Source organism: Rhizobium sp. WYCCWR10014 (genome assembly GCF_001657485.1).
GTDB lineage: Bacteria > Pseudomonadota > Alphaproteobacteria > Rhizobiales > Rhizobiaceae > Rhizobium.
This window is the reverse complement of record NZ_LXFU01000038.1, coordinates 99070-116441: the sequence shown is the minus strand read 5'-3', so window position 1 is coordinate 116441 and position 17372 is coordinate 99070. Positions and strand designations below refer to the sequence as shown.

18 protein-coding genes and 2 pseudogenes are annotated in these 17372 nt (G+C 59.8%); 6 read left to right on the top strand and 14 right to left on the bottom strand.

All coding sequences use genetic code 11. From position 1 onward, the window contains the following. Positions 1 to 184 precede the first annotated feature (184 nt). The 3 genes and pseudogenes from A6U98_RS21200 to A6U98_RS21190 all read left to right on the top strand — a co-directional run bounded on the left by A6U98_RS21200 (position 185) and on the right by A6U98_RS21190 (position 1313). A complete protein-coding gene (locus A6U98_RS21200; protein ID WP_064652472.1) occupies positions 185 to 496 on the top strand; it encodes a hypothetical protein in 312 nt (103 codons plus the stop codon). Further along, positions 493 to 858: pseudogene (locus A6U98_RS21195) on the top strand (type IV secretory system conjugative DNA transfer family protein); the annotation flags it as partial. The gene A6U98_RS21200 and the pseudogene A6U98_RS21195, both read left to right, overlap by 4 nt. A 209-nt stretch (positions 859 to 1067) precedes the next feature. After that, on the top strand, positions 1068 to 1313 hold the full coding sequence (locus tag A6U98_RS21190; protein ID WP_064652471.1) for a WGR domain-containing protein: 246 nt from the start codon (positions 1068 to 1070) through the stop codon (positions 1311 to 1313). 87 nt (positions 1314 to 1400) lie between these two features. Here A6U98_RS21190 and A6U98_RS37735 read toward each other — a convergent pair. After that, positions 1401 to 1535 (bottom strand): annotated as a pseudogene (locus tag A6U98_RS37735) (short chain dehydrogenase); the annotation flags it as partial. A gap of 76 nt (positions 1536 to 1611) precedes the next feature. Between A6U98_RS37735 and A6U98_RS21185 the strand changes: the two are divergent. Then, positions 1612 to 2235, top strand: coding sequence for a TetR family transcriptional regulator (locus tag A6U98_RS21185; RefSeq protein ID WP_064652469.1), 624 nt, complete (start codon positions 1612 to 1614; stop codon positions 2233 to 2235). 124 nt (positions 2236 to 2359) lie between these two features. On the opposite strand, the gene A6U98_RS21180 is transcribed toward A6U98_RS21185, so the two are convergent. Next, positions 2360 to 2818 (bottom strand): helix-turn-helix domain-containing protein, encoded by a 459-nt coding sequence (locus A6U98_RS21180; protein ID WP_064652492.1) that lies wholly within the window; start codon positions 2816 to 2818, stop codon positions 2360 to 2362. 145 nt (positions 2819 to 2963) lie between these two features. On the opposite strand from A6U98_RS21180, the gene A6U98_RS21175 reads away from it, so the two are divergent. Beyond that, on the top strand, positions 2964 to 3842 hold the full coding sequence (locus tag A6U98_RS21175; RefSeq protein ID WP_064652467.1) for an MBL fold metallo-hydrolase: 879 nt from the start codon (positions 2964 to 2966) through the stop codon (positions 3840 to 3842). A 42-nt stretch (positions 3843 to 3884) separates the two neighbouring features. Then, the gene (locus tag A6U98_RS21170; RefSeq protein WP_064652465.1) at positions 3885 to 4877 is read left to right on the top strand and encodes a zinc-binding alcohol dehydrogenase family protein; all 993 of its coding nucleotides are present in this window, start codon (positions 3885 to 3887) and stop codon (positions 4875 to 4877) included. A 351-nt stretch (positions 4878 to 5228) separates the two neighbouring features. Here A6U98_RS21170 and A6U98_RS21165 read toward each other — a convergent pair whose 3' ends face one another. The 12 genes from A6U98_RS21165 to A6U98_RS21110 form a co-directional block, all read right to left on the bottom strand. Beyond that, complete coding sequence (locus A6U98_RS21165) at positions 5229 to 5804, bottom strand: nucleotidyltransferase family protein (protein ID WP_064652490.1); 576 nt, start codon at positions 5802 to 5804, stop codon at positions 5229 to 5231. A gap of 128 nt (positions 5805 to 5932) precedes the next feature. Then, complete coding sequence (locus A6U98_RS21160) at positions 5933 to 6118, bottom strand: hypothetical protein (protein WP_064652463.1); 186 nt, start codon at positions 6116 to 6118, stop codon at positions 5933 to 5935. Between the two features lie 288 nt (positions 6119 to 6406). Beyond that, positions 6407 to 7093 carry an XdhC family protein gene (locus A6U98_RS21155; RefSeq protein ID WP_064652461.1) on the bottom strand — a complete coding sequence of 229 codons (687 nt, stop codon included), beginning with the start codon at positions 7091 to 7093 and terminating at the stop codon, positions 6407 to 6409. After that, positions 7093 to 7422: an XdhC family protein gene (locus A6U98_RS21150; protein WP_064652459.1), complete on the bottom strand. Its 330-nt coding sequence runs from the start codon at positions 7420 to 7422 to the stop codon at positions 7093 to 7095. The genes A6U98_RS21155 and A6U98_RS21150 overlap by 1 nt, the downstream gene beginning before the upstream one ends. Beyond that, a complete protein-coding gene (locus A6U98_RS21145) occupies positions 7419 to 9782 on the bottom strand; it encodes a glycoside hydrolase family 3 C-terminal domain-containing protein (protein ID WP_064652457.1) in 2364 nt (787 codons plus the stop codon). The genes A6U98_RS21150 and A6U98_RS21145 overlap by 4 nt, the downstream gene beginning before the upstream one ends. 33 nt (positions 9783 to 9815) lie before the next feature. Further along, entirely contained in the window at positions 9816 to 10295 is a 480-nt protein-coding gene (locus A6U98_RS21140; protein ID WP_064652456.1) for a MarR family transcriptional regulator, read from the bottom strand. Positions 10296 to 10350: 55 nt separating this feature from the next. Continuing rightward, a complete protein-coding gene (locus A6U98_RS21135) occupies positions 10351 to 10950 on the bottom strand; it encodes an isochorismatase family cysteine hydrolase (protein ID WP_064652454.1) in 600 nt (199 codons plus the stop codon). Then, entirely contained in the window at positions 10950 to 11999 is a 1050-nt protein-coding gene (locus A6U98_RS21130; RefSeq protein WP_064652452.1) for an ABC transporter ATP-binding protein, read from the bottom strand. Before A6U98_RS21130 ends, A6U98_RS21135 begins: the two co-directional genes overlap by 1 nt. Further along, positions 11986 to 12765, bottom strand: coding sequence for an ABC transporter permease (locus tag A6U98_RS21125; protein ID WP_003554934.1), 780 nt, complete (start codon positions 12763 to 12765; stop codon positions 11986 to 11988). The genes A6U98_RS21130 and A6U98_RS21125 overlap by 14 nt, the downstream gene beginning before the upstream one ends. A gap of 10 nt (positions 12766 to 12775) precedes the next feature. Next, entirely contained in the window at positions 12776 to 13690 is a 915-nt protein-coding gene (locus A6U98_RS21120; protein ID WP_082933958.1) for an ABC transporter permease, read from the bottom strand. Continuing rightward, positions 13680 to 14756, bottom strand: coding sequence for an extracellular solute-binding protein (locus tag A6U98_RS21115; RefSeq protein ID WP_064652450.1), 1077 nt, complete (start codon positions 14754 to 14756; stop codon positions 13680 to 13682). The genes A6U98_RS21120 and A6U98_RS21115 overlap by 11 nt, the downstream gene beginning before the upstream one ends. 362 nt (positions 14757 to 15118) lie before the next feature. Then, positions 15119 to 17356: a trehalase family glycosidase gene (locus A6U98_RS21110; RefSeq protein ID WP_064652448.1), complete on the bottom strand. Its 2238-nt coding sequence runs from the start codon at positions 17354 to 17356 to the stop codon at positions 15119 to 15121. Positions 17357 to 17372 lie beyond the last annotated feature (16 nt).

The window sequence follows — 17372 nt, the reverse complement described above, 5'->3', positions numbered from 1 at the left end:
GTGGGAGCACGCGGCAATCTCCCGATGACCTCGTAAGCCGTTCACCCGGTCGCTTCCACGCGCAGATTTGCGGGTTTCGAAGCGCCGCTCTTCGAGACAACCTCGATTCAGGCCCGCCAGCGGCTGCGATCATCCGTTCATCGCCGCGGCCAATGGCTGAACAGGAGCAAGGGAGAAGATCATCATGGCGCGCAAAACCATCGGCGAACGGCTGGCGCAGTTGGAAGCCCAGCGAAAGACATTGCAGATCCGGCTCAGCAAGCAGGAGCGTGCCATCGATACACGCCGCAAGGTGCTGATCGGCGCACTTGTGCTGCACCGGCTGGAGAATGATCGCGATGTGCAGTTTGCAGGCGGGATCGCCGAATGGCTGAGACGGGAACTGCCAAAATTCCTCACCCGCGATGGCGATCGGGATCTGTTCGACGATCTCCTAAAGCCGCAGGCAAATGAGCCGTCTATCGGCGATATCGGCAACGGGAGTGCGGCATCATGATCCATGCCAACGAGATCAAGACCGCCTTCGCAAACATGATGCGCCTGGCGGCCCGCGATCCGCTCTGGGCGATCGTCGCCCTGATCACGTTTCCGCTTCGATATGCCAAGTCGTTTGTCATGGGTGCGGTCGGCTATTTGCTTGTCGTGTTCACCGTCTACTTCGGGATCGACTACCTCAGACGCGTGATCCTTGGCAGCCACAGGGGTGACGTCATCTGGCATATTGGCGACTGGGTGGTGATGGCATTTGCCATCGTGCTGCTCATTCGATTGTTGTCGGTACCGTTGATCACGCATTTCGGAACTGTCAGCGACGACACGCATGGGTCTGCGCGCTTTGCCGGACGAAGAGAGATTGCGGCCGGCCAGCGGCCGATCGTTGCGACAAAGTTGCGCTATTATTCCGATCCGGAATTTGCCGGATTGTTTGCCACGTAGACGATGAGCCAGGATAGATGAGCCAGGAAAGATGAACCAGGCGGTTCACATCACCCGGATGAATCGATCGGGCCCAACCGATTCACAAATGTCGTTGGACGCGAGCAACTGGACTTTGCGATTCTGCCCGCATGACAGTTCAGCCCTATCGTCTCTATATCGAACGCATCGATCCATCGAAGAACATGGCCCGCTTTTATGCGCTGTCGATCGAGCCGAACCTCTTCGGCGGGACATCGCTGGTGCGCAGCTGGGGACGCATCGGCAGCCGCGGGCAGCAGAAGATCCATGTCTTCGATAGCGAGGCAAAAGCCGTCGATCTCCTGCTCACCCTTTTGCGCAGGAAGCGGTCGAGAGGCTATCGGGTCCTGCGGTGATCGGCATCCGCGTCTCTCATGGTTGAGTAAAGGAAAAGACGATGTGTGAGGGAAGAGACGGCTCACGCCGCCTCCTCCTCGTCGAGTTCGTCCGGCAATCGTCACGTCGCATCCTGCTCGGGCCAGCGCCAGCGCGGTCTCCAGCCCTAATCCCCCTGTTCCTGTCACCACGGCGGATCGTCCACGCTGAGCGGGGATATCTGCCTCATCCCACCTTGCCATCTCGTGTCTCTTTCATATTTTTCGCACTTGGTGTAAAATTAATATCGCACTGAGTGTAATTATACAAGAGGCCGCGATGAAGAAATCCGAGCGTGACGTTGAGGCAGATGGCGGCCTTCGGGAACGGAAGAAGCGCGAGACAAAGAAACGTATCACCGAGAAAGGGATCGCTCTCTTCCTCGAGAAAGGTTTCGATCACACGACGCTCGACGAAATCGCTACCGCAGCAGGAATTTCACGCAGAACCTTCTTCTACTACTTCACGTCGAAGGATGAGATTTTGCTGTCCTTGCAAAGTGGGATCGGCGAGATGTTGGCCGATGCGGTGCGAAAGGCTCCCGCGAGCTCGACGCCGATCAACGCGGTTCGGGACGCAGTTGTCGCTGTCTGTAACGAGATTCCGACGAACGACATGATCGAGATGGATCGGTTGATGCGGACAAGCCCGAGTATCCAGGCGCGCAAGCAGGTATCATACGTGCAGCAGGAAGCTGAAATCTACGAAGCGCTCCGAGAGCGATGGCCCGAGCCCGAGCGATCGACGGCATTGCGTGTCGTCGCGATGCTTTCGGTCGGGGCGATGCGCATTGCCGGAGACATCTTCAATCAGGAGAAAGGCGCGCGTCCTATGGTCGACTTGCTGGAGGAAGCATTCGGCAGCGTCGTCCAGGAGGTTCGGTCAGGCGGCATGCGTGCGTGACCGTGGCGATGTTCCGAAGGTTTGTCGATAAGCGTTCCCGAAAGCGCTCTGCGACGTGTAGCCGGCGCGTCCGGCAACCCTTATCAATGCTCTTCGAGCACAAGCACCTTGATTACTTCCGGGCCTACTGCGTTCCCTCGTACCGTTGCCACTCAAATCCGTAGCCGTCCAGTTCACGTCCGTCAGCCGCTTTGAGTACTACAGGGAGCAGCACCTCGTGGCGCTTGCTGTCCACCATGCTTGCCTTGAGTTCCCCGGGGTCGAACGTGTGCTTCTCCCCCCACTGCCAGAGAGCGACAATGATCACATGCAGATCCCTGCCCTTTTCGGTCAGCACATATTCCTGATAAGCGCTGCCATCCGAAGCTGGGATCATCTCCAGGATTTTTTCGTCCACCAGCTTCTTGAGGCGGGCTGCAAGAATGTTCTTTGCCAGACCCAGTCTTTTCTGGAAGTCGCTGAATCGACGCGTACCATAGAAGGCGTTGCGAACGATCAGCAGAGACCACCAGTCTCCGATTTCGCCCACAGAGCGCGCTATGGCGCATGCGCTTTTCTCGAAACTCGTGCGCTTTCCCTTCAAGATGTCAGTTTCCTTCAACACGAGGACGACGGCCGCCCCTACAATCTTACAATCAATACCATGGAAAAAAGCAGTTGCAAAGTTAAACCAACTGCGTATAGCTAATCCAGTAGCAAAGTTAAACCATATTTGCTGGAGTGCAATCATGGCGAAAAACAACAGTTCCCTACCTCTGAAATGGGACGTGTTTATCCGCAGGCGCGAGAGCGCAACGCAAGGAGTTCCGTCCGGCAGAGACGACTTAAAATGGGTATCGAACGCGGTCACACTCATCTACGGTGACAGCGATGCGGTTCTCGTTGACACATTGCTCAGCGACCAGCAGAACAGCGAACTCGGGGACTGGATAGAGGCGCGTCAAAAGACCCTACGCTGGATCTACATCACCCATGCCCATCCTGATCATTTTTTTGGGCTTGCACTGCTTCTGGAACGCTTTCCAACCGCCCGCGCGATCGCCCTGCCACAGGTCGTTGCCCTGATGCATAAGATCATTACGCCTGAATTCGTTGCCGAGAACTGGGAGAAGCGATTTCCAGGCCAGATCCCTGAAAGGCTTGTGGCCGCAGAGGAAGTCGGCTCCAATGGGTTCGAACTGGAAGGTGTCAAGCTAGTTCCCATCCATGTCGGCCACACGGACACCGACCACACGACCAGCTTGTTTGTGCCATCGATAGGTCTCGTCGTTGCGGGCGATGCTGCCTACAACGACACACATCCGTATCTTGGCGAGTCCGATCATGCTGGACGCCTGGAGTGGATTGCCGCCATCGACAAAATCGCCGCGCTCCAACCGCGCCATGTCGTTGTTGGTCATGGTCCGCTCGATCCAGACCATGCTGCGGCGCATCTCGTCGCCACCCGGAAGTACATCGAGGCATTTGATCGGCTCGATAGTCAGACTGCCACCGCGCAGGAGCTATATCACCACATGATCGAGCTTTACCCCGACAGGATCAATCCTGGATCCCTGTGGGGTGCCGCTCACGCAGCCAAGGCTTTTCTCGCGCGGAATCCCGCCTGAGGCTCCAAGCAACTTTTATCCCAACACAAAAGGAAATTCGACATGAAAGCGGTCCAGTATCAGGCGTACGGCGACTACAATCAGAACCGGGTGGTGGACCTGCCAGAGCCCCAGGCGGCCGACGGCGAGGTTCTCGTCGACATGAAGGCGTTCGGCATCAATCCTCTCGACAACACATTCCGATCCGGCCACTTCTACGCAGCAACCCCTGAAAACCTGCCGCGGATCGGCGGCCAGACGGGCGTAGGCATCGTCGCCGAATCCAACTCCGCGGACTTCGCAGTTGGTGAGCGGGTGTTCGTGACCGGACGTGGTTTTGGTCTCGTCGCTGATGGCACTTGGCGTGAATACGTCGCCGCTCCCGCAGCCGGACTGGCCAAGGTACCGGACCATGTTGACGACGCCCACGCTGCTGCCTTCCTAGCGGGTGCGGGATATCTGACTGCCTATCTGGTACTCACAGAGTTCACGCAATTCAAGGAAGGCCAAACAGTCCTTGCTCCCGGCATCGGAGGTGCGGTTGGCATGGAAGCGGTGCAGCTTGCAAAGGTTTTTGGAGCTTCGAAGGCGATCTCCACGGCCAGTACGACGGCCAAGGCCGAGCAGGCCAAAGCCGCGGGATACGAGCATGTCATAGACCTTTCCAGGGAGAGCATGAAGGACGGCGTGATGCGCATTACTGACGGCAAGGGCGTAGACGTCGTTATCGACGGCGTAAGCGGCAAGCTGACGAAAGACTCGGTGGGATCACTCGCACAGGGCGGACTGCTCGCTGTTGTAGGCTATGCCGGAGGGCGTGAAGCGGAAGTCGATGTGACCGACATTATCTGGAAGGCCGCCACGATCCGAGGCTTTACGATGAGACTGTTCACCCCGGAAAAGCTGGGCGCGGCTCAGGCAAAACTCCGGGAATATCTGGCGGAAAAAAAGCTCCAGCCCACCGTCGCCAAGAAGTTCCCACTCGACCAGGCGCCGGATGCTGTCCGCTATCTGATCGAGGCGCGCCCCTTCGGACGTGTCGTGATGACGGCTTGAGGCGGTAGCTACGGGTCAGCGAAGCCGAATCTGGTCCTTGGTCGCGCTGTCCATAGCGTCAAGCGTGCTGCCGATGAGCTGACCTGAGAGCGGCGCTACTCGACCGGAATAGTCCGGCATTCCGGCGCGATTGAACGCCGGCGCGACGCGAGGTCAAAACGTACTAGGTGGTTCACCTTTTTAGGCGGCCTCGCGCCTTCCAGTTCCCTTACCGAGGCGTGGGCGGTGATCTTGTCGTCAACCCTCGCCTTGAAGGGAATCGAACCGTCGATTCCTTGTTTAAATGCCGCTGGCATAAGGTATTTATGGAACTGTGGCTATAGATGAGAACATATGCGAGATGGAGTCGCGTCAGCTTTCCGCAGGAATGCCCCCTGCCGCGGTGATGGCCTCGGGCGTGTCGACGTCGATCTGCGCCGCTTCGCCAATCTCAACCTCAATCACCGGCAGCCCGGAGGTTTTGATCAGATAGCGGGCGCCGACATCGCCCTTCAACCGCAGAACGGCATCGTTCAGCGACCGCGGCAGGATAACGGGATTTCCGCGCTTGCCCTGCGAGACGGCACGAACGATCGATTCACCCTTGCCATCTTGAAAGGCCGTAATCAACCGGTTGAGATCGCTGCTGGTCACACCCGGCATGTCCGCGAGCATGACGAGGACACCGTCAGCACCATTCGCCTCGGCAGCGGCAAAGCCTATCACCAGGGAGCTTGCCATCCCGGACGCATAATCCGGATTTGCGACGACGTTCAATTGCAGATCGGAGGGTACCTTGCGGATGTCGTCCTGGCGATGGCCGACGACCACAGTGACGGCTTCGGCATGGCTACTGTTCGCCGTCAACGCCGAACGGCGGACGAGCGGAACCTCGTCAAACTCGGCCAGCAGCTTGTGGCTGCCCTTCTGGCCCATGCGGGTCGCCATACCAGCAGCCAGAAGTACGATCGCCACTATTGGCTTCACCGCGACTTTTCCTCCAAGGCCTCATATAGCGTCGGCCGCATCTGGATCTCCATCAGCAGGCCCCCGACACCCATTCGAATATATCATCTTCATCGGGCTTTCACCCGCCAGAATGCGCAGGCCTCGTCGGTCGTCGAGCAATGAACCGAAAGCGGAATGATTTTGAACTTCGCGATCATCGTACCGACGCCAACCATTGCGTGGTCGGCCAGGCAGGCGAAGGTAATCGCCGGATCGATGGCATTGAGCCTGTCGACCGCTGCTTTGTCGGCCACGATTATACGGTGACGGTCGAGGGGATGTAGACCCGGCCCGCCGTCGCTTCTTCGGTCCCGATGGACTGTCCCCCCATCCAGCCGAGTTGGTCTTCTCCTCATCCGTGTTCATGCGCGCATCCGTTGCGTGGCGAAGCTCAGCCTGCTTCAGCCGCGCGAGGTCGCAGTCTTTCAGAACATGGCCTTTCGAAAAAATGCCTTCGGGCAACCTCAGCGAATGTGCAAGCACACGCCCGTTAGCGTCGTCGATGGAGAACTGACCGAATTTCATGGTGCTCCGTCCCCAGATTACGGAAGATGGCGCGACCGCAGTGATTGAATAACTTCCCCCAATATCGCCACGGCGATCTCGGCCGGATTGGAGGCCCCGATATCGAGCCCGATCGGAGCATGAATGGCTGAAAGCGCATCGGGGGTGAAACCTTCCAACGCAAGCCTGTCGATCCTCGCAGCATGCGTCTTTCTGCTACCCAGCGCGCCGATGTAGAAGCAGCCCTTCCGCAACGCCTCCGCTAGCGGAAGATCATCGATCCTCGGATCATGGGTGAGTGCAACCAAGGCCGTGTAACGGTCGAGCGGATCGAGCAGAAAAGCATCGGCCGGCCAGTCGGTGGAGAGCGGCACACCAGGGAAGCGTTCGCTAGTCGCAAAGGCCGTGCGCGGATCGATAACGCGCGCATCGAAACCGGCAAGCCCTGCTAGCTGCGTCAGATACTGGCCAATGTGCACGGCGCCGATAATAGCGATACGCGGCGCAGGTAAATAGACGTTCAAGAACCCTCTGCCCTCGGTTGCGTCGAACGCCATCGAGCGGCCGGAGCGAAAGGCATCTTCGATCAAATCTGCGATCGGCCCGTCAAGCCGATCACCCTCTAGAACGATGCGTTCGGTATGACTCTCAAGATCAGCCAGCAGAATCGCAGCGATCCGTTTGCGGCGCGCAGCGTTTAGGCGTTGCAGGCTGGCAAGCTGCATCAGTCGAGCCTTTCGACATAAACGCGGATACGCCCGCCACAGGACAGTCCAAGGCGCCAGGCAGTCTCGTCAGTGACGCCGAACTCTAGCATCTGCGCCGCGCCACCGGCAATCACATCAAGCGCGGCCGTGACGACCGCACCTTCGACACAGCCGCCGGAAACCGAGCCTTCGAAATTGCCGTCTGCGTCGACGACCAGATGGCTGCCAACCGGACGTGGAGCCGAGCCCCAGGTTTCGATGACGGTTGCGATGGCAACGGCGCGACTTTCATCCATCCATGTCTCGGCCGTCAATAACGGATCGTTTGGATGTGATACAGCTGTCATTCCAGCGAATCTTCCACGCAAGTGTCGTTCAAGCTCGCGAAGACCTGGGTGATATCCGTCTCCCTGACGCTATCGCCGACGTACCAGCTCAGAGTGTCATAAAAGCCGAGGAAGGAACCCTTTGTCTTCGCGAGAAGCGCCATGGCTTCCGCACTGGAGATCGAAAGCGTGGCGACAAAGAAGTCAACCAGAGCGGCCTCGGCCTTCGGATGGGCAAATACCAGCGCCGCTGGAGAGTTGGGCAAAAGCACGGGCAGTACTGGACGTTCCGGCCGGCATGGTAAAATGGCCTCCAGAAGGATATCACGTGATGATGCACCCACTTCTATGACGAAAGCCTCCGCATCAAGCACCCATGCGGAGCGGACGGCGTCGAAGTACTGGAAGTCCCGCTCAACGAGGGTAAGGGGTACCATCTTCGCCTCGCCGGGCTCCAGATACAGTTTGCGGAAGGCTTTGAGTTCACGGATCGGCCGTTTTAAGCCGGGTTTTACCGGACGAACGTAGAGCTGAACGATCTCTTTGCCGGCGACAGACCCGGTGTTGCGGATGGTAACGCTCGCGGTACAGGCCACACCCGCAGCGATTTCCTGTGTGTCGATCCAGAGATTCTCATAGCTGAAGGTCGTGTAGCTGAGACCGTGCCCGAAGGGAAACGCCGGGGCGATCGCCTTGAGATCGTAGAAGCGATAGCCGACGAAAACACCCTCGCTATATAGATGGCGCCCTTGCTCACCGGGATAGGTGTGCCAGCCGGGAATGTCATGCATCCGCACGGGCATGCTGGCAGAGAGTTTGCCGCAGGGGTTCTGCTCGCCAAACAGAACGCGGGCAATCGCTTCGCCGCCGCCCTGCCCGGCATAGAACGCGGCGAGCACGGCATCGACATCCTCGAGCCACGGCATTTCGACAGTATCCGGCATCGAGAGCACGACGATAACCTTGCAACCGGATGCAGCCAGCGCATGAAGGAGGGCGTCATGGCTGGCGGCCAGCTTCAGTGTGTCGCGGTCGTTGCCCTCGCCGTGCCGGCTCTTCTGGTTTTCCGCAAACACCACTGTGAAATCGGCAGAAGACGCCGCCTCGACGGTCGCCTCGATCAACGCCTGCATATTGACCTCTGCGGCAGGGGAGAATGGCAGATGCTGCACCTCGAAGTCAGTGCCTGCCCGCGCGGCAATCTGAACGAAGGGGCTGTCGACGCGATAGGGATTGGTCGTGGCCGAACCGGAACCTTGGATCACGGGGATGGTAGCGCCGTCACCAACGACGAGGAGTCGGCCGGTGCTATTCGGATCAAGCGGCAATGTCCGGCCTTCGTTGCGCAGCAAGACGATCGATTCCGCTGCAATCTCCCGCGACAGAGCGTGGTGCCGGTCGAGATCGGCGACCGTGTCGCGCCGCTCCTGCGTCTTGCATTTGCGCACGAACGCCAGAACCCTAGCGCAGGCGGCATCGATCACCTCGGGCGCCACATCACCAGCCTCGATCGCCGCCCGCAGGCGGGCCTTGCGTGGCCGGCTTTCCGGCATGTCGAGATCAGTCCCGGCAGCGATCGCCGCACCACGGTCCTTAATCGCGTGCCAATCGGAGACGACAAGCCCGTCATAGCCCCATTCCTCGCGCAACACGGTGCCGAGCAACCAGTGATTTTCTGCTGCCTGGATGCCGTTCAGCCGGTTATAAGCGCTCATCACCGTCCACGGCGCGCTCTTTCCGATCACCCGTTCGAAGCCCGCCAGATAGATTTCGCGAAGAGCTCGTTCGTCTACATCGGAACTGGTCGTTGTCCGTTCAATCTCGGAATTGTTGCAGGCAAAATGCTTCAACGAGGCGCCGACGCCATTGTCCTGTAGGCCCGAGATGACGGCTGCGGCAATGTCCCCGCTGATGAGGGGGTCCTCGGAGTAGTATTCATAGCCGCGGCCGGCAAGCGGCGTGCGGCGGATATTTATGCCTGGCCCAAGCAGGAGATGAACGCCAAATTCCTGGCATTCCGCCGCGAGCGCCTCCCCCATGCGGTAGGCAAGATCAATATCCCACGAACAGCCGAGCAGATTGCCGTTGGGAAAGCACGTGGCTGGACGGGTGGCCCCGAACATGCCGCCCGATCCGTCGCCCTGTTGCCCGACGAGATCGAGGAACGCCCGCAGACTGTCTTCGTCGTTATCGCCGGCGTCGATCTGGGTTGTCGAGTAGCGTACCCCATGGGCCCCATCGGTCATGACGATCGAAGGAACACCGAGCCTGCTGATCGATGCCGTCTTCCACAGGCCACGCCCGCTCAGGAGATCGACCTTTTCGGCCACCGTCATCTGATCGACAAGCGCTCGAATTTCGGCGTCGCTGGGTTGGAACATGAGTGGTCTCCGGTACTGCGGATCAGGCGTGTGTCAACAGATCTTCTGAAGGAGTTCCATCAGCATCATCCGCTCGGCAAGCGTCAGCGTGCTCAGCGTTTCCTGCGAGATCTGCAGCGCGACCGACAGGTTGCGGGCGACTGTCACCTCGCCTTCCGGCGTCAGCGTCAGCACCAGCCGGCGCGCGTCGCTCGAGTCGGGGGCGGTGTGAACGAGGCCACGCTTCACCAGTCGATCGACAACGCCCTTGATGGTCGCCATATCCATGGCAGTCTCGCGGCCGAGATTGCCCTGCGAACAGGGCTGCAGCTCCTTCAGCCTGACGAGCGCCGCCCATTGGGTGGTGGTCAGCTTCTCGGCCATCAGGCTCGCAAAGATCGCCACGTGCCGCTGGTTGGCCTGTCGCAGGTAGAAGCCGATCTGCTCGCCAAGCGCATACTGTGCCTGCTCGCCGGGCGCCTCGGTCGCTGCGGTCTTTTGTCGGCCGCCTTTGTCTTTGAACGGAACGTCCATCGGATCTCTCAAATCTGCCTGTTCATCGTCGTGACCGGCAATGGCGCTGCCGAATTTACTCTCGCCATAATTTCAGAATGGCTTCTGTCGTTAGAATTTCAATCTGCTCCGAAAGCCTTGGCGCCAGGATCTCGATGACCATGGCGTGCGCCTTCAAGTCGCCGCTTGCCAGTGCGTCCTCGGCGAGGATGACCCGGTAGCCGGCGTCGACCGCATCAAGAACGCTCGCGTAGACGCAGACGTCGGTCTCGACCCCCGAGAAAATCAGCGTGTCCGTTGCCGATCCTTGCAAACGCGCAGCAAACCCGGGCGAGCCAAAGACCGAATAGGTTTCCTTGTCGACGATGGAGCCTGGAGCGGCGATCGCTGTAAGCGGCGCGACCAGATCCAGCATGGCGATATCAAGCTCATCCAGCGTCACTGATGACCAGCGACGATAGTAGGTCTTCCAGCGCCCCGTGGCACCTTCGGCATTTTGGGGCACCATGAAGCGAGCAAAGACAGTCTCAGCGGGCCGCGCTTTGCTCAGCGCCACCACATTGGGAAGGATGCCTTCGATCGCTGGCGTATACCACGCCGTTTGCTCAGCGAAGAGGCGTTGCATGTCGATGACGACATGCAGCGCATTCCTGGAGAGTGGCGCGGGTGCCATCATCAGTCGGCCACCGGGACGGTGTGTTCCGCGGCCCAGGTCAGGGTGATGGTGTCGCCATCGCTCAGGACTTTGCCATCGCGGTTCTGTGCAAACAGCTTCAGCGGCAGACCGTCTGCCGTCTCCAGCAGATAGGACAGCACGGGACCTGCATAGATGACGGTGGTGATGCGCGCCGTCAGGCTGTTGCCATCCGTCGGACCCGATGCGATCGACATCTTCTCGGGACGCACGGCGAGCGTGACGTCCGAACCGCTTGCGGGCAAAGTGCCGGTGGTCTGAACTACCGTCCCATCGGCGAGACGCACAGCGCCGTTCTCCACCGTCCCGGTGAGGAAGTTGGAGTCGCCGAGGAATTCGGCGGCAAAGCGCGTCAGCGGTCGCTCATAGACGGTGTCCGGCTCGCCGATTTGGACGATGCGGCCCTTGTCGAGGATCGCTACCTTGTCGGACAGCGTCAGCGCCTCTTCCTGGTCGTGGGTGACGAAGATCGTCGTCAGGCCGCTTTCGCGCTGGATGCGCAGCAGTTCGACCTGCATTTCCTGGCGCAGGCGCCGATCGAGCGCCGACAGCGGCTCGTCGAGGAGCAGCACGCTCGGCTTGATGACCATGGCGCGGGCCAGCGCAACGCGCTGCTGCTGGCCCCCGGACAACTGCTTGGGCATGCGATCGGCAAAGCCAGGCAGATGCACCATTTCCAGCGCACGGTCGACTTCCTTGCGGGCGGCAGCACCCTTGATGCCCCGGCGTTCGAGACCGAAGGCGACGTTCTGGGCAATCGTCATATGCGGGAACAGCGCGTAGGACTGGAACATCATGCCGATGTTGCGGCCCCAGACCGGAATGTCGGTGACATCATTGTTGCCGATCGTGACGACGCCCTGGTCGGGCTTGATAAAGCCCGCGATGATGCGCAGCAGCGTGGTCTTGCCGGAGCCGGATGGGCCGAGAAGGCTGGTGAAAGAGCCTTCGGGGAATTCGGTGGTGATATCGGACAGGACCGGTGTGGTGCCGTAGGTCTTGGCGACGGAATTGACTTTAACGTTTGTCACTTGTGTCTCCGGGCTTGGCGAAGCGCGCAAAAATCAGGATGATCGTCATCGAGCCGAGCAGAAGCACGGTGGAGATCGCGTTGATTTCAGGGGTGAAGCCCTTGCGGATCGAGGAGTAGATCTGCACCGGCAGGGTGGTGTACCCGGGCGTTGCGAGGAAGTAGGAAATCACGAATTGGTCGAGCGACACGGCGAAGGCGAAGAGCGCGGCGCCAAGGATGCTCGGATAAAGCAGCGGTAGCGTCACCGAGAAGAAGGCGTGAACCGGTGTCGAACCAAGGCTCATCGCGGCTTCTTCAAGGTCGGCGCGGATTGTCTTGAAACCCGTGCCGACGACCAGAACAACGTAGGGGATGGCGAGTGCCACATGGCCGATCAACAGGGCATGCATGCCGCGCCCGATACCGGTCCAATAAAAGAAGATCAGCATGGCCGTGCCGGTGATCAGCCAGGGAATGGCAATCGGCGGCAGAAGCATCAGTTGCAGGAGACTTCTGCCGCGAAAGGTCCGGCGCGACAGCGCAACGGACGCCATGGTTCCCAAAGCCGTCGCCAGAACCGCGGTGATACTCGCGATCACCAGGCTGTTCAGACCCGCCGTCAGAAGGATGCTGTTGTCCCAGAGCGCGTCGTACCATTGCAGCGAGAAATGGAATGGCAGCTCGTAAAGTGGCGAAGCGTTGAACCCCATCGCCATCATCACGAGAATGGGCGTGTAGAGGAAGATGAGGATGGCGATGAGATAGATTGGACCGAGCGTTTTCATGATCCCTTCCTCAAGCGACCGTTCCGCGGCGCAGGACACCGGAGAAGGTTGCGAAAATTGCGAGCACGACAGCCAGCAGCGTAAAGGACAACGATGCGCCCAAAGGCCAGTTGAAGGCCTGGGTGAACTGATCCTCGATCACCGTTCCCATGGTCACGCCGACACGACCGCCCAGAATGCGCGGTTCCATGAATGAACCGATGACTGGAATGAAGATCAAAACGGCGCCGGAGATCAGCCCGGGAGCCGCAAGCGGCACCAAAATCTTGAACAGGATGGTCCACCAGCGCGCGCCGAGGCTTGAAGCAGCCTCAATGATCGCGTCGTCGATGGCCACCAGCGCTATGTAGCAGGTCAGGATCATGTACGGCAGGTAGCCGTGAACAAGACCAACCACCACGGCATAGCGCGTGTAGAGAAAGCCGATGGAACCCGCGTCCGGAGCAATCATATGCAGCAGACTGTCGAGAAAGCCGTTTTCGCGCAGCACCATGGTCCACGAAAAGACGCGCACAAGACCGTTGGTCCAGAATGGCAGGAGAATGAGGATCAACAACATCTCACGCGTCTTGCCGAAGGTCGAGCGGACCAGTGCCACGGCCGCCAGGAAACCAAGAACCGCGCAGAACAGCGTCGTCCAGAAGCCGATCAGCAGCGACGTGATGCCGATCCCGACCAGATAGGGTTGATCGATGAACGCGCGGTACTGCTTCAGCGTAAAGACGATCGGGGCCTTGCCCATCGGTGTCGCCGACATGAAGCTGAACACGAACATGGTCAGCAGCGGCAGAAAGACGGCAAGTGTCAGCCACCCATAGGTCGGCAGCAGCAGCGCCGTCGTCGAAACCCATGGCGGGAGCGGGCGCCGGCTGCGCGGACCCGAAGGTCCGCGCTCTGACGCTGATATCAGACGATCATTCTGCATAGAAGGCTTTCACTTCCTGCCAGATATTGTTGAAGGCTTCGCGCCGGTCGTCGGGAATGCCCGAGACAAAGGACGTCGTCTTCAAATATTCGGTCTTGTGCACCAGGCGGGTGAGATCGTCGGCAGGAAGTGCTGAAAGGGCTGCCGAATTTGAAGAAGCGGGGGCTCCGATCTTGGTTGCCCATTCGACATAGAATATCGGATCGATCATCCAGTTGACGAAGGCAAGAGCACCTTCTGGATTCGGAGCCGATGCCGGAACACCGAGACCATCGACCCAACCGACGCCGCCTTCCTTGGGCACTACGAACTGAACCGGAAGTTTGGAAACGCGCTTGGATCGCACCGAGCCGCCCGACCAGAACAGCGACAGGTCGAATTCCTTGGCGGCGAACGACTTGTTCCACTGATCTTCCGTCGACCACAGCAACTTGACATTCGGCTTGATCGATTTCAGCGCGGCGGTAACAGCTGCCAGATCCTTGGGATCGTTGATGTCCTGCCCGCTCATCAGCGCGCCAACGCCGACATTGATGATGGCGTCGTCGTCCATGGCAACACGGCCCTTATAGGCCGGGTCGGCGAGGACCGCGTAACTGTCGGGAACGGTCATGCCTTCACGGATGGCAAGCGAGGTCATGCCCCAGACCCACGGAACGGCATAACCCTTGCCATCCTTGCTGAAGTTCGGGTTGGCGCGCAGGGTCTCGTCGACTGTTGACGCGTTTGGAACCTTGCTGAAATCGATCGGCTGCAGCAAGTCTTCGGCAACCGCCTGGGCGCAACGCGCGGCGTTGAGGATAACAAGATCGTAGGCGCCCGGATTCGTGCGCATCTTGGTCAGCATTTCCGATTCCGAGCTGTAGTAGTCATGGACGACTGTGATGCCCGTCTTTTCGGTGAAAACCTTCAGCGACCAGGCTTCGTCGGTGCCGTAGCCCTGCCAGTTGAGGACCGTGATGGATCCGGCCGAAAAGGCTTTGCGCGGCAAGGTGGAGATGCTGACGCCAGCAATCAATGCTGCGGACATCAATTTCATTGTGTTGCGTCTGGTGAGTTCAGTCATTGTGGCACCCCTCTTGAAGATACACAGTCATGGACCATCATGACCCGCGGTCATCGACCTCAACGGATCGGCTAGCTTGAAAACAAACAACGTGCCAAAGCGCGCTTAATCATTTGTATACATACTAAAAGCAGATGGGCATTGTCCGTGGGGCGCTGACGTCTCGGCGAAATGAAGCGCGCGCTGCGACGCAGCGGCACACCACTTTTGCAAAAACAGCACATCACTTCGCTGAGCGGCCGGCATGAATCCACGGATACCTGCAAGCTGTTCGTTCAACCCTCTGACTTTAGCATCAGTCTTTTTTTATATGTACACAAACTATCTGTGAGGAATCGAGGCCTGTCAAGCACTGCCTTGCTTTAGTGAGCGCTTGACGATGAAAAAGAGACGTCGAGCCGGCGATCCTCCGCGTGCTCAGCAATCATGACGCGTATTCCGTCGCCGCCCGACACATAGTTGATGTCCTGCCCGTTGATACGGACAGCATCAACATCGCCCAATGCCAAGCCTGGCAACTCGATGAAACCAGCCTGGGAGACCGGAGCAATCGTGCAGGACACCCGCCCGTTGGCGAAGACGATGCGCGACAGCGTGGTGCGCAAATCTGTCTTCAGCGCTGCGCGCCCGTTCAATGTCATCACCAGGGTTCCGGACTTGACGACCAGCTCGAGCGTTCCCGACGGCGAGACCATAGGTCCGAGCACCACATCCCGGCCGGCATGATCCATCGTCCATCCGGTCCACGGGTCGAAGTCAACAATCTCACTGGCAGCCATCAGCGGCAGCATGGCGGCCCAGATGTAGAACGGATCGGTATCGCCTTGGTCCATCGCCTCGCCGGTGACGGCATTGTAATTTTCGGAGGCGATACGATGCTCGCGCCAATTCTTCATGAACAGGTCGTAGCTCTGGCTTGCCAGCTTGCTCGCCTCCGCCACGAAACCGTAGCGCCGCAGGCCAAGCCAGACCATATAGTTGACGTTCGGCCAGATGCGGCCGCGCCAGTAGACGTTGTCGGCGAAGGCCGGATCGTCTCGCGTTGCGTTCGGCAGCACGAAATCGCCGCCGAAAGTCGTCTCGTCGCTCAGATGCTCGAGCAGACGCGCCGCCTGCACCGGCGTCGCGGCGCCGCACAGCAGCGGGTAGAAGCTGGTCGGCGACAGCGAGCGCACGAAACCGCCGCGCCGTTGGCGATTGGCGAAGATGCCGCGGCTCTCATCCCAGAGCGTTTGCGAGATCAGCGTCCGCTGACGTTCGGCCAAGGCGGCGAATTCGCGGGCATCGTCATGCTTGCCGAGCACGGCGGCCATTTTCGAAAGCATCTCGGCATCGAGAGCGGCCGCGCAGTTGAGGCCGAGATCGAAGGTCGACAGCGTCCGGGTGAGGGGATCGTAGATCGCCTCGTCATGGGTCGCGGAATTGTCCATGCCGGTCTCGTTGCGCGCGGCAAAGGCCGTCCCCTTGTAGAGGCCCTCGCCTACGTCGGAGGTGCCGCAGGACAGCAGGCCGAAACCGTCCGGATCGCGGTTGTCCTGCCACCAGCGCCGATTGCGCACCAGCGCCTCGTAACTTGCCTGGATCATCGACCGCTCGCCGGTCCGCTGGTAGAGCTGCCAGACGACCAGTGCGCCGAACGGCAGCTGGGTGCGATCGACCCAGGCATCGTTGGAGGTGACGATGCAGGCGATATTGCCCTGCGGGGTTGCGCCGGCCATCGCGGTCGCCATGTTCTCGCGCGCCAGATCGGCGTCGAACACGCCCGCAAGAAGGGCGGCGAAAATCTGGTCGTTGAACCAGACGGCGAATTTCCCGAGATTCCAGATCCGGGTGACCGCCGTGTAGGAACGCGCGTTGGTTTCGTCCCAGATGGTGTTCCAGGCGACGACGTCACGCATCGCGTCGAGCGCGCCCTCGAACATGCCGGTCTGCGCATCGGCAATCGCAGCTGGCGCGCCGGCGGCAAGGCATGTCTGCGCCTTGGCGATCGCCAATTCGGCACTGTCGGCGACGCCTGCGGCATAGGCGCCCTGGCGCATCATCTCAAGATTGAAGCGCAGGGCGATCACCGGCGCTTCGCTCCTGCGGGTGGCGGTATAGAAATAACCGTTTTCCTCGAAGTCCGCCCGCAGCGCGTCGATCGTGTCATGGCCGGTGACATGCACCGGCGCCTCGGCTGTCGCGACCGCAACAAATCGCGTGCCTACCTTCAGCAGCGTAATGTTGCGGCCCGCGTCATGGACCACGACCTCGCCGCCATCTGAGGAGATTGCTAGCGTCAGCCAGAATCGCAGGCCCCACTCGGCCGATACCTTGCCGTTCCAACTGCCGCGGATCGCGAAGGGGTCTGTCTTCGTCGTAGAAAAGGCGACGGTCGTGCCGCTGAGCTCGGTCTCCAGCTCGATCAGCGAGCCGTCGATGGTGTGACGGCCGAGGCGAACCATATCGCGTCGCGGCTCGATCGCGGAGGTCGTCTTGCTGCGGGTCGAATAGAGAACCGGTGTGATCCGCACGCCGAGCGGCAGGAAGACCGTTTCGGCCGGCCGGTTGGACCAGCTGTTCCAGGCACGCATCAGGGGTATGGTCGAATATTGTAGCATGGGTCTGTAACTTCCG

What these genes read in the sequence shown, in the direction of transcription:
- A6U98_RS21120 (WP_082933958.1), bottom strand. Translation starts at nt 13,690, where the DNA reads ATGCAGAATGATCGTCTGATATCAGCGTCAGAGCGCGGACCTTCGGGT.
- A6U98_RS21200 (WP_064652472.1), top strand. Translation starts at nt 185, where the DNA reads ATGGCGCGCAAAACCATCGGCGAACGGCTGGCGCAGTTGGAAGCCCAG.
- A6U98_RS21115 (WP_064652450.1), bottom strand. Translation starts at nt 14,756, where the DNA reads ATGACTGAACTCACCAGACGCAACACAATGAAATTGATGTCCGCAGCA.
- A6U98_RS21175 (WP_064652467.1), top strand. Translation starts at nt 2,964, where the DNA reads ATGGCGAAAAACAACAGTTCCCTACCTCTGAAATGGGACGTGTTTATC.
- A6U98_RS21185 (WP_064652469.1), top strand. Translation starts at nt 1,612, where the DNA reads ATGAAGAAATCCGAGCGTGACGTTGAGGCAGATGGCGGCCTTCGGGAA.
- A6U98_RS21165 (WP_064652490.1), bottom strand. Translation starts at nt 5,804, where the DNA reads ATGGCGACCCGCATGGGCCAGAAGGGCAGCCACAAGCTGCTGGCCGAG.
- A6U98_RS21135 (WP_064652454.1), bottom strand. Translation starts at nt 10,950, where the DNA reads ATGATGGCACCCGCGCCACTCTCCAGGAATGCGCTGCATGTCGTCATC.
- A6U98_RS21125 (WP_003554934.1), bottom strand. Translation starts at nt 12,765, where the DNA reads ATGAAAACGCTCGGTCCAATCTATCTCATCGCCATCCTCATCTTCCTC.
- A6U98_RS21145 (WP_064652457.1), bottom strand. Translation starts at nt 9,782, where the DNA reads ATGTTCCAACCCAGCGACGCCGAAATTCGAGCGCTTGTCGATCAGATG.
- A6U98_RS21110 (WP_064652448.1), bottom strand. Translation starts at nt 17,356, where the DNA reads ATGCTACAATATTCGACCATACCCCTGATGCGTGCCTGGAACAGCTGG.
- A6U98_RS21155 (WP_064652461.1), bottom strand. Translation starts at nt 7,093, where the DNA reads ATGCAGCTTGCCAGCCTGCAACGCCTAAACGCTGCGCGCCGCAAACGG.
- A6U98_RS21150 (WP_064652459.1), bottom strand. Translation starts at nt 7,422, where the DNA reads ATGACAGCTGTATCACATCCAAACGATCCGTTATTGACGGCCGAGACA.
- A6U98_RS21140 (WP_064652456.1), bottom strand. Translation starts at nt 10,295, where the DNA reads ATGGACGTTCCGTTCAAAGACAAAGGCGGCCGACAAAAGACCGCAGCG.
- A6U98_RS21190 (WP_064652471.1), top strand. Translation starts at nt 1,068, where the DNA reads ATGACAGTTCAGCCCTATCGTCTCTATATCGAACGCATCGATCCATCG.
- A6U98_RS21170 (WP_064652465.1), top strand. Translation starts at nt 3,885, where the DNA reads ATGAAAGCGGTCCAGTATCAGGCGTACGGCGACTACAATCAGAACCGG.